Here is a 10,989-nt window from a genome sequence, read left to right as displayed (position 1 = left end):
GGCGCGGCGCTGCTGCGCGCCTTCGGGCGCCCGGGGCGGCACCGGAGGGGATCACCGTACGCACCGCGCCGTCACGGCTCGGCTGAGGACGAGCGAGGCACCCTGGGGTCGCTCATCCGGCGAACGCCGGCTGCGCCACCCCCTTGCCGATGCCCGGGATCACCAGCAGCGACCCGGCCAGCGGGTGCGGGGCGGTCAGGCCCACACGGGCCGTGGTGACGTACAGGTCGGTGAGGCCCGCCCCGCCGAAGGCGCAGGCGGTGACCCGGGGCACGGGGAAGGTGAGGGTGCGGTCGAGTGTGCCGTCGGGGGTGTAGCGGCGGACCGCACCGCCGTCCCACAGGGCGACCCAGACGCAGCCGTCGGCGTCCACGGTGAGGCCGTCGGGGAAGCCGGCGCCCTCCTCGATCTCGGCGAAGGGGCGGCGGCCGGACACCCTCCCGGTCGCCGGGTCGTGGTCGAGGACGTCGATGCGGCGGGTCGGGCTGTCGATGTAGTACATCAGCCGCCCGTCGGGGCTCCAGCCGGTGCCGTTGCTGACGGCGACGTCGTCGAGCACCGTGGTGACCTCGCCGTCCGGGGTGATCCGGGACAGGGTGCCGCCGCCCGGCGCCTCGTCGTAGCGCATGGTGCCGGCCCACAGGGAGCCGTCGGGGGCGACGGCGGCGTCGTTGCCGCGGCGGCCGGGCACCACCTCGCGGTGCAGCCAGCGGAAGGTGTCGTCGGGGTCGAGCAGGCCGATGCCGTCGCGCAGGTTGAGGACCAGTCCGCCGCCGGTGCGGGGCTTGGCGGCGCCGATGTGCTGCTCGGTGCGGCGCAGGGTGCGCCGGCCGGTGGCGGGGTCGTAGGTGTGGATGCGGCAGGCGAGGATGTCGACCCACAGCAGGCGGCCCGTCGCCGGGTCCCAGGTGGGGCCCTCGCCCAGGGTGGCCTCCGCGCGGACGGCGACCTCGTATGCGGGGGTTTCGAATGCGCGGGTCATGCGGCGCTCCGGTGGCCCAGACGTTCGGACAGATCGGCGGCGCCCTTGGCGGCGAGCTGCGCCAGCTCGGCGCGGCGCTCCTCGCTCCAGCGGCTCATCGGTACGGAGATGGACAGCGCGGCGACCACCTCGCCGGTGCGGTCGCGCACCGGGGCGGCGACGCAGGAGACGTCCGGGTTGGACTCTCGGGTCTCCACGGCGATGCCCCGGGTGCGGATCCCGGCGAGGGCCTCGCGCAGCGCGGCCGGGTCGGTGATGCTGTTCGGGGTCATCGCGGCCAGTTCCGCGCCGTCGGGGATGCGCGCGGTCAGCTCCTCCTCGGGGAGGCTGGCCAGCAGCATCTTGCCGACGGCGGTGCAGTGGGCGGGCAGCCTGCGGCCGGCCGCGGAGACCATGCGCACGGCGTGGGTGGAGTCCACCTTGGCGATGTAGATGACGTCGGTGTCCTCGAGGATGGCCACATGAACCGTCTCGTCGCAGGTCTCGGCGACGGCCTGGGCGACCTGCCGGCCCTCGGCGGCGAGGTCCAGCTGCTCGGCGTAGCGGGCGCCGAGCTGGTAGGGGCGCACGCCGAGCCGGTAGCGGCCGGGCTGGTCGCTGACCGGGACGAGGTACTTGCGGGCGGCGAGCGTGGTCACCAGTTCGTGCACGGTGGTGCGCGGCAGCTGCAGCTTGCGCACGATCTCGGGGGCGGAGAGCGTGCCGTCCCCGTCGAGGAAGAGCTCGAGTATGTCGAGCGCCCGGGTCACGGCTGGTACGAGGCGTCCCACGACCGGCCCCCTCCTGTGTTCGGCCTGCGTTTCGATGCGTTCGAAATATCAACAGGCGGTCGGAATGGCGAACACAGGCTAACCAGGCCGCGTCGGCCGGGCAACGGGTGTCGGAGTTGGTACCGGGCAACGAGTGTCGGAGTCGGTATCGGTGGTGGCGGTGACCCGGCGGGCCGGGCGGCTCAGCGGCGGTCGTCGCCGAGGGCGCCGCGCAGGCGCTGGGCGCGCAGCACCAGTTCCAGTTCGAAGCGGCGGTCCGGGTCGTCGATCTCGTCGCCCCACAGCTCGCGGATCTGACGCAGGCGGTAGCGGACGGTCTGCGGGTGGACGCCCAGGCGGGCCGCGACCTCGGGGGCGCCGCCGCGGGTCTCCAGCCAGGCCAGCAGGGTCTCCGCCAGGCGCCGGCCGTGGGTGGGGCCGCAGTGGGCCAGCGGGGCGAGGCATCTGCGGGCCAGGTCGTCGATGAGTTCCTCGGGCTGGAGCAGGACCAGCGCCTCGGTGTGCTCGGTGCAGTGCAGCACCTCCCCGGACGGCAGCAGGCCCCGCTCCATCAGCCGTACCGCGGCCTCCGCCCAGCGCAGCGACTTGGCCGCGTCGGCGAGCGGCACCGGCGGGCCGATCGCGCCGGACCAGCCGGTGAGCGCCCGGTGCAGCAGCTCGGGGCGGCCGGCGGCGTCCGGTTCGGGCACGACCATGCGGGGCTGCTCGTACTCCATGTCGAGCAGTACGCCCTGGCCGACGGCGGGGGCCATGGCCTCGCGCGCCGGGCGCAGCAGCACTCCGGCGGCGACCTTCTCGGGCAGCGGCCAGCCGATCCGGGCGGCCCGCTCGGCGAGCGCGTCGGCCGGATCGCCCCGGTGGTGCTCGGCGAGCAGCAGCTCGATCAGCTTGCGCTGCAGCCGCAGCCGTTCCCCGGCCTGCCGGGCGGCGGCCTCCGCGTAGCCGCGCACCGACTGGTCGACCAGCCCGTCGAGGTACTCGTAGCCGGCGTCGACCAGCTCGTACATGGCGGGCGGCGGGATGTCGACGCGCTGGCCGATCTCGGCGAAGCGGCGCCAGGCCAGGCGCACCCCCATCCGGTAGATCGCCTGCAGCGAGTCCAGGGAGCGGCCGTGGAGTCCCTCGCCGCGCCCGAACTCCTGGAACACCCCGGGCGGCACGGTGGGCCGGCCCTCGCTGTTCTCCAGGTGCTCGACGAACACCTCGATGGCGCGGCGGATGCCGACCAGGGCCATGGGTTCGCCGGAGTCGTCGAGGACCACGGGCAGGTGCGGGTACTCGCGCTGGATCTCGCTCATGATCTCCTCGGCGAGGCCGGGCGCCTCGGCCATGGCGATCTCGGCGAACCGGCGCACCTGGTAGCGCGGTACCTCGTTCCAGGCGGACCGGCTGGTCAGGGTGCGGGAGGGGGGCACGGCTCAGCTCCCCTGCCCCGCCTGCTCGTAGGTGATCAGGGGTGTGTCGGGCTGGTCGGGCGTGGCCTCGAGCAGCGCCACCGCGCCGAGCGCGGCGGCCACGGCCAGGGCCGCGCCGAGCGCCACGGCGAGCGCCGCGGCTAACAGTCTGGACATCGCAGGGTCAGCCTCTCTGTCGGGAGGTTCCCCACCCCCGGCACTGTGCCCTCACCTCTGCCAGTCGTGCCCAACAGTGTCGGCATGACATTGACACCCCGTCAAGGGGCGCTTACGGTTCCCGCCCCATACCGCATGCGCACTTTCCCCTCCACGGCACCGACCTGACCCGTCGCGCCGTCCCAAGCCTCTGGAGTGCCCGGATGCGCCGTACAGCTTCTCCATTCTCCCTGCTCATACTGGGTCTCGGCACGTTTCTGCTGGTGCTGGCGCCCCTGCTGGCGTGGTACGTGAAACCGCGTGCCGCGGTGAACCCCATCGACATCGACACCACCGCGGTCTACACCGGCCGCGGCAGTGTCTTCGACACCGAGAAGATCGAGACGGTCCCGGACCAGAGGATCACCGTCACCCAGCGGGTGCGCGGTGACGTCGCGGACTCCGAGCGCAGCGGGAACGCCGTGTGGGACGTGGTCACCTCGGTCGACACGGACAAGTCCCTGCCGGCCGCCGACCCGCACGACGCGCTGGACCTGAACGTGCACCGCTGGGTGCTGGACCGCAGGAGCACCGAGCCGGTGCACTGCTGCGAGGAGAAGCCCTACATCCAGGGCGAGGCGTACCTGAAGTTCCCCTTCGACGTGCAGAAACGCTCCTACCGGTGGTGGGACAACACGCTCGGCAACACGGTGGTGCTGCGCTACCGGGGGACGGAGAAGGTCCAGGGCTACACCGGCTACAAGTTCACCGGGAGCGTGCCGCCGACGAAGACCGGGACCCGGCTGGTGCCCGGCAGCATCGTCGGGCAGCCGGACCGGCCGCAGGTGCTGGCCGAGGAGTGGTACGCCAACCACGGCGTGGAGCTGGTCGTCGACCAGGCCACGGGCCGGGTGATCTACGCGCAGACCGGCCCCAGGCGCACCCTGCGCGCCCCGGGCGGGGAGAAGGACGCGGCGGTGCTGCTGGACGCCGGGAGGATCGCGTTCACCACCGAGACGCAGAAGGAGGCCGTGCGCCAGGCGAAGCGGGACAGCGGGCAGCTGCGGCTGGTCGGCGTGACGGTGCCGATCGGGGCGGCGGTGGCGGGATTCGTGCTGGCGGTGGCCGGCGGGGTTCTGGTGGCACGTGGACGGAAGGGAGACGGAACACCCGATACATCCGGAACGCCGGATGTGCCCCAGCCGACCCTCACGAAATGACACAACGTCAGGCAGAACAAAGCGGGATTTTGTCACCCCGGTGAGTAGCCGTGGGGAACGTGTGGGCGAAAACTGTCCAATCCCCACCCGAGCACACAGTGCCCCCACCTCACCCTCACCGGTCTGAAACCCACCCCCCACCCACACCGACCCCAGGCTGTGTCCCCACGCTGAGTTCCGCACCCTGACACGAGTTGGAGCACCGATGCCCCAGCACGTTCCGTCCATGCTGCGCCCCGCGTCCCCCAGCGCGCCGCAGCAGCCCCCGGCGGCTCCCCCGCATCCGCGCAGGATCGTCTTTCTCGCCCACCGGGACCTGGGGAATCCCTCCGCCGGCGGCTCCGAACTGCTGGTCGACCGGCTCGCCGACGGGCTGACCAGGCTCGGGCACCAGGTCACCCTGCTGTGCGGGGGGCCGGCCGCCTTCCGCGACTACCGGGTGGTGTCGGCGGGCGGCACCTACGGCCACTACCTGCGCGCCCGCTCCGCCTTCGCCCGGCAGGTCGGCGACTGCGATCTGCTGGTGGAGGTCTGCAACGGGGTGCCGTACCTGGCCTCGCTGTGGCATCACGGGCCCACGCTCTGCCTGGTCAACCATGTGCACACCGATCTGTGGGGCATGCGCTTCGGCGGGCCGCTGGCGCCGGCGGCCCGGCTCGGGCGAAGACTCGAGCACTGGGCGCTGGGCGCCGCGCGGCCGGGCGGGCTGATGGTCGCCGTCTCCCCGTCGACGGCCCAGGCGCTGCGCGGCATCGGGGTGGCACGCGAGCGGATCCGGATCGTGCACAACGGGGTCGAGGAGCCGGGTCCGTTCACCGGCCGGTCACCCGAGCCGCTGTTCGTGGCGGTGGGGCGGCTGGTCGAGTACAAGCGGATCGATCTGCTGCTGCGGCTGTGGGAGCGGGTGCGGCCGGTCACCGGCGGCCGGCTGGTGATCGTCGGGGACGGGCCGGAGCGGGAGCGGCTGGAGCGGATGGCCGGTCCTGACGTCGACTTCGCCGGGCATGTCTCGGAGGCGGAGAAGCACCGGCTGCTGTGCGCGGCGTGGCTGCTGCTGCACCCCTCCGCGGTCGAGGGCTGGGGGCTGGTCGTCACCGAGGCGGCGGCCCGGGAGACACCGGCGATCGCCTTCGACGTGCCGGGGCTGCGCGACTCCGTGGTGGACGGGGAGACCGGGGTGCTGGCGCGGGGCGAGTCCTCGTTCGCCGCGGCCTGGTGCACGCTGGCGCTGTCCGCCGAGCGGCGGGAGGCGATGGGCAAGGCCGCGCGGGACCGGGCGGCCCGCTACCGCTGGGACCGGACGGTGCGGCAGTTCAGGGCGGTGGCCGCCGAAGCGGTGCGGAGCCGGCGGCCGTGACGCCCCTCGGCCGGGTCCGGGCGGCTCTTCCGCGGCTGCCGGTGCGCCGCGGCCGGCCGGACCGCGCCCCGCGCACCGGAACCTCCTTCAAGGACCCCTCGTTCGCGCGGTCCCTGGCGCTCTTCAAGGCCTTCCTGCGCGAGCAGGACGATCCTCAGAGCTGCTACTCGCTGCTCGCCCGGGACGCCGCCGACCAGGTCGAGGCGTACGGCGGCCCGGTGGCCGGGCGGGTGGTGGTGGACGTCGGCGGCGGCAGCGGCTGCTTCACCGAGGAGTTCCGCAGACGCGGCGCCCTCGCCTGCCTCTTCGAGCCCGACCTGCGCGAACTCGGCGAGAAGCCGCCGGACGGCGCCGTCGTCGCCGACGGGTATCTGCTGCCGCTGGCCGACGCCGTCGCGGACGTCACCTTCTCCTCCAACGTGCTGGAGCACGTCTGCGACCCGCAGACCTTCCTGAGCGAACTGGTCCGGGTGACCCGGCCCGGCGGGCTGATCTATGTGTCGTTCACCAACTGGCTCTCCCCGTGGGGCGGCCACGAGTGGGCCCCCTGGCACTACCTCGGCGCCGAGCGGGCCCGCGCCCGCTACGAGCGGCGCACCGGCAAGGACGCCAAGCACACCCTCGGCGTGAACCTCTTCCCCGTGCACATCGGCACCACGCTGCGGCAGGTGCGCGCCCGCGACGACGTGCGGATCGTCTCGGCGCGCTCCCGCTACTGGCCCTTCCTCACCGAGACCGTCGTCAAGGCGCCGGTCCTGCGTGAGTTCGCCACCTGGAACCTCCTCCTCATCCTCCGGCGGTGTCCCGTATGACGACCACGGTCCAGGCTCCTCCTCCGGCAGCCGTCCCCCTCACCGCGACCGCCTCCGGCCCTCCCGAGGGCCCGCGGTCGCGGCGCTGGCTCGTGGGGTTCTGGGCCGTGGTGTTCGTGCTGTTCGTCGCGGCGGAGCCGGGGCGGCAGACCTTCGACACCAAGCTCGGAGTCACCACCGACCCGGGCCAGTTCCTGGCCGACCTGGGGCAGCTGTGGCAGGACCGGGGCTCCTTCGGCGGGATCTCCGACCAGTACATCGGCTACCTGTGGCCGATGCTGCCGTTCTACTGGCTGTGCGACCTGGTCCAGCTGCCGGTGTGGGTCGCCGAACGGCTGTGGATGTCGCTGATCGTGTCGGTGGCGTTCTGGGGCGCGCTGCGGCTGGCCGAACGGCTGAACGCAGGCAGCCGGGGCTCGCGGCTGCTCGCCGCCGTCGCCTACGCCCTGTGGCCGGTGTTCACCACCGTGGTCGGCTCCACCTCGGCCGCCGCGCTGCCCGGCGCGCTGCTGCCGTGGGTGCTGCTGCCGCTGACCGACGAGCGCTACTCGGCCCGGGTGGCCGCCGTGCGGTCGGCGCTGCTGGTGGCGTGCATGGGCGGGGTCAACGCCGCCTCGACGCTGGCCTCGCTGCTGCCGGTGGGGCTGTATCTGCTGTCCCGGCCGCCGGGGCCGCGGCAGCGCAAGCTGATCGCCTGGTGGGTGCCGGCCGTGATCGTGGCCACCGCCTGGTGGTGGATACCGCTGCTGCTGCTCGGCATCTACGGCGAGAACTTCCTGCCGTACATCGAGAGCGCGCGGACCACCACCGACACCATGGCGGCGACCGAGGCGCTGCGCGGCGCCGGCAACTGGGTGGCGTATCTGCACTTCGGTGAGGCGTGGCTGCCGGCCGGCTGGGCGGTGGCGGCCTCGGTGATCGTGATCGTCTGCTCGGCCCTCGCGGCCGGGCTGGGTCTCGCCGGACTGGCCCGCCGGGACCTGCCCGAGCGGCGCTGGCTGGTGCTGACGGTGCTGGTGGCGGCGCTGATCCTGCTCGCCGGGTACGGGGGCGCGTTCGGGGCGCCGTTCCACTCGGTGGTGCAGGACTGGCTGGACGGCTGGCTGGCGCCGTTCCGCAACATCTACAAGTTCCAGACCGGTCTGGCGCTGGCGCTCGTCCTCGGACTGGCCCATCTGGTGGGCCCGGCCCAGCGGGAGCCGGGCGGCGCCGGGCGGCTCACGAACCGTGCGCGGCGGGGCCGGCGGCTGGCGCCGCTGGTGGCCGCGGTGCTGATCCTGCCGGGGCTGGCCTGGCCGTACCTCAACGGCTCGGTCCTCAGCCCCGGTTCGTTCCGGGAGATCCCCAAGTACTGGAAGGCCACCGCCGACTGGCTGGAGAAGTACTCCCCCGACTCGCGTGCCCTGGTGGTGCCGGCCACCGCGCACGGCATCCACACCTGGGGCTCCACGATCGACCAGCCGCTGGACGTGGTGGCGCAGTCACGGTGGGCGCAGCGCGACTACGTGCCGTTCGGCACGCCGGGCAACCGGCGGGCGATGGACGCGGTCGAGCAGGCGCTGATGACCGGCGCCGCCGTGCCGGGCCTGGCCGACTACCTGAGCCGGGCCGGCGTGTACTACGTGGTGGTCCGCAACGACCTGGACCCGGACCAGATCGGGCATGTGCCGACGACCACGGTCAAGCGGACCCTGGAGCAGTCCGGGTACCAGCGGGTGACCGGGCTCGGGCCGGTGATGACCGGCGGGCGGATCGCCGACGGCACGCCGTTCCAGGTGGAGGGGCTGTATCCGCGGCAGCGGGCGGTGGAGATCTACCGTCCGGTGGGTGAGAACGTTCCGCGGCCCGGCCAGGCCCGGCTGGCACCGGTCGCCGAGACCGCCGTGGTCTCCGGCGGGCCCGAGGCGCTGCTGCCGCTGGCGGACCGGCTGCGCGGGCGGCCCGCCGTGCTGACCGGCGACCACCACCCCGGCCTTGGCACCCCGCCGGTGCAGGTGACCGGCGACGGGATGCGGCGCGCGGACACCCGGTTCGGGCTGGTCAACGCCAACACCTCGTACACGTATACCGCCGACGAGCGCAACGCGCCGGACGCCGCGCAGAACGCCGGCGAGGGACCGCACCAGATCCTGCCGGTGAAGGGCCAGGTGCACCAGACGGTGGCCGAACTGCGCGGCGCCCGCTCGGTGACGGCCTCCTCCTACGGCAACTGGCTGTTCCATCTGCCGCAGTTCGACCCGGTCAACGCCTTCGACGGCGCCCCGGGGACCGCGTGGACGGAAGGGTCCGCGACCTCGCCGGACGGGCAGTGGCTGCGGATCGAGTTCAACGGCCGCTACGACATGCCCGGCTCGTTCTCCGTCATCCCGCTGCCGCAGGAGGGCGTGCGGGCCGCGCCGGTCAAGGTGCGGGTGGAGACCGAGAACGGCTCCGAGACCAGCTTCCTGCGGGCCGACGGCAGCAAGCAGCGCGTCAAGGCGCCCGAGGGGCAGACGCGGTGGATGAAGCTCACCATCGTCGACTCCGAGGCCCGGACCTCCAAGCTGGGCGGAGCGGGCTTCGCCGAGGTGGAGCTGCCGCGGGTGCAGGTGACCCGGCTGCTGCGGCTGCCCACCGACGCGGAGAACTCCACCTCCCCCACCCAGGTCTTCTCGCTGCACCGGGCGGCCGACCCCACCGGACTGTCCGCCACCGGCACCGAGAACGGGCTGCACCGGCGGTTCACCACGGCCGCGGGCGGCACGTTCGAGATCCGGGCGAAGGCGGTGGCGGTGCCCGGCGAGGCCCTGGACCGGCTGCTGTACGAGGTGGCGCCCCGGCAGCGCGACCGGATCGTCGCCACCGCCGACTCCGTGGCACGGCTGGGTGCGGGCCTGTCCGCGCGCAACCTCACCGACGGCGACCTGACCACGGCGTGGATCGCGGGCGGCCGGCCCACCATCCATCTCACCTGGCAGGGCAAGCAGTCGGTCGGCGAGATCGTGCTGGCCCCGGCGGGCGGCCTGTCCGCCCGCGCCGCCGAGGTGCACATCTCCTCCCCGGACGGCGCGGCCATCGCCGAGGCCGACAAGAACGGCATCGTCCGCTTCCCGCCGATCACCACCGACCGGCTGGACATCACCATCACCCGGACCGCGCCGCTCACCCTGCACAACCCCGTCGTCGACGAGGACCTGCAGCTGCCGGTGGGGCTGACCGAGGCGTACATCCCGGCGCTCGAGCAGTACCGCACCCCGCAGCCGTCCGAGACCCGGACATTCTCGCTGCCGTGCGGCAAGGGCCCGGACCTGGTGGTCGACGGCGAGCTGTACCAGACGGGCGTCAAGGGCACCGTCCGGGACCTCAGGGAGCGGCGCCCGGTGGAGATGACGCTGTGCCAGGAGGGCCGCGCCGACCGGCAGCTGGAGCTGACGGCGGGCGGTCACCGGGTCGAGGGCGGCGACGCCGGCCCGCTGGCGCTCACCGAGGTGACCCTGACCCGCGGTTCTCTCCAGGAGGCCGCGGCGTCCGGGCGTGAGCTGCGGATCCGGGACTGGCTGGGCGACCGCCGCGAGGTGAGCGTCGGCTCCGGCGCGGCCTCGTACCTGACCACGTTCGAGAACTACAACGAGGGCTGGACCGCCACCCTGAACGGCGAGAAGCTCACCCCGCTGCGCCTGGACGGCTGGCAGCAGGGCTGGCGGATCCCGGCCGGCACGGGCGGCACGGTGAAGCTGAGCTACGAGCCGGCCACGACGTACGACGCGGCGCTGATCGGCAGCGGGGCCGGGATCGCGGTGCTGATCGGGCTGGCGCTGTGGCGTCGCAGGGCCGGGAACCCCGACGAGCCGCAGCCGGCCGCCCCGGCGCCGGGCCTGTGGCTGGGCGCGGTGGCGCTGACGCTGGTCGGCGTGGTCGTCGCGGGCTGGTGGGCGCTGCTGGTCCCGGCGCTGGCCCTGCTGGCCGTGCGGCGTCCGGGCGTTCTCGCGCCGGTCGCGTTCGTGTCCCTCGCCGCGGCCGGAGTGGTGACGGCGACGGGCGCGGGCGAGCCGGTGCGCGCGGGCGAGGGCGCCTTCGGGCATCTGGCCCAAGTGCTGGCGCTGATCGGCCTGTTCGCGGCGTTGGTGAGCATCGGCGAGCCGCGCGTGCGGGACGGGCGAGCGGAGGCGGACGACGGGGACCCCGGTGCGACGGCGGTGCTGCCGCCGGTGGCGCCGGCTCCCGCCCCGGCCGCGGGACCGCACCCGCCGGGCTTCCCGCCGGCCGGCGCGCCCCCGCGCACCTCACCGCCGCCGGACACCTCACCGCCGCCGCGTACC

General features: G+C 73.9%; 8 protein-coding genes. 4 read left to right on the top strand and 4 right to left on the bottom strand.

The window, feature by feature from the left end; all coding sequences use genetic code 11:
• Nucleotides 1-112: 112 nt before the first annotated feature.
• The 4 genes from ABD198_RS08895 to ABD198_RS08880 all read right to left on the bottom strand — a co-directional run bounded on the left by ABD198_RS08895 (nt 113) and on the right by ABD198_RS08880 (nt 3,323).
• On the bottom strand, nt 113-982 hold the full coding sequence (locus ABD198_RS08895; RefSeq protein WP_343999193.1) for an SMP-30/gluconolactonase/LRE family protein: 870 nt from the start codon (nt 980-982) through the stop codon (nt 113-115).
• Entirely contained in the window at nt 979-1,752 is a 774-nt protein-coding gene (locus ABD198_RS08890; protein WP_343999192.1) for an IclR family transcriptional regulator, read from the bottom strand. The genes ABD198_RS08895 and ABD198_RS08890 overlap by 4 nt, the downstream gene beginning before the upstream one ends.
• A gap of 182 nt (nt 1,753-1,934) precedes the next feature.
• On the bottom strand, nt 1,935-3,167 hold the full coding sequence (locus ABD198_RS08885; protein ID WP_343999190.1) for a PucR-like N-terminal domain-containing protein: 1,233 nt from the start codon (nt 3,165-3,167) through the stop codon (nt 1,935-1,937).
• 3 nt (nt 3,168-3,170) lie between these two features.
• The gene (locus ABD198_RS08880) at nt 3,171-3,323 is read right to left on the bottom strand and encodes a hypothetical protein (RefSeq protein WP_343999188.1); all 153 of its coding nucleotides are present in this window, start codon (nt 3,321-3,323) and stop codon (nt 3,171-3,173) included.
• Between the two features lie 203 nt (nt 3,324-3,526).
• Here ABD198_RS08880 and pgfA point away from each other — a divergent pair, with 203 nt between their 5' ends.
• From pgfA to ABD198_RS08860, 4 genes are all read left to right on the top strand, one after another.
• Nucleotides 3,527-4,522 carry a cell envelope lipid trafficking protein PgfA gene (gene pgfA, locus ABD198_RS08875; protein ID WP_343999186.1) on the top strand — a complete coding sequence of 332 codons (996 nt, stop codon included), beginning with the start codon at nt 3,527-3,529 and terminating at the stop codon, nt 4,520-4,522.
• Nucleotides 4,523-4,727: 205 nt separating this feature from the next.
• Complete coding sequence (locus tag ABD198_RS08870; protein WP_343999184.1) at nt 4,728-5,879, top strand: glycosyltransferase family 4 protein; 1,152 nt, start codon at nt 4,728-4,730, stop codon at nt 5,877-5,879.
• A 41-nt stretch (nt 5,880-5,920) separates the two neighbouring features.
• Nucleotides 5,921-6,691: a class I SAM-dependent methyltransferase gene (locus ABD198_RS08865; protein WP_425580441.1), complete on the top strand. Its 771-nt coding sequence runs from the start codon at nt 5,921-5,923 to the stop codon at nt 6,689-6,691.
• Nucleotides 6,688-10,989: DUF3367 domain-containing protein (locus ABD198_RS08860; RefSeq protein ID WP_343999182.1), on the top strand; the 4,302-nt coding region annotated here is incomplete at its 3' end. The genes ABD198_RS08865 and ABD198_RS08860, both read left to right, overlap by 4 nt.

Origin of the sequence: Streptomyces thermocarboxydovorans (assembly GCF_039524635.1) — a bacterium.
In the GTDB taxonomy this organism is placed as follows: Bacteria; Actinomycetota; Actinomycetes; order Streptomycetales; family Streptomycetaceae; genus Streptomyces; species Streptomyces thermocarboxydovorans.
Note: the sequence above shows the minus strand (reverse complement) of the source record. Positions and strands in the feature narration are given on the sequence as shown.

Bases quoted from the DNA above. Each gene is read 5' to 3' on its own strand.
- ABD198_RS08895 (WP_343999193.1), bottom strand. From the start codon at position 982: ATGACCCGCGCATTCGAAACCCCCGCATACGAGGTCGCCGTCCGCGCG.
- ABD198_RS08880 (WP_343999188.1), bottom strand. From the start codon at position 3,323: ATGTCCAGACTGTTAGCCGCGGCGCTCGCCGTGGCGCTCGGCGCGGCC.
- pgfA (WP_343999186.1), top strand. From the start codon at position 3,527: ATGCGCCGTACAGCTTCTCCATTCTCCCTGCTCATACTGGGTCTCGGC.
- ABD198_RS08870 (WP_343999184.1), top strand. From the start codon at position 4,728: ATGCCCCAGCACGTTCCGTCCATGCTGCGCCCCGCGTCCCCCAGCGCG.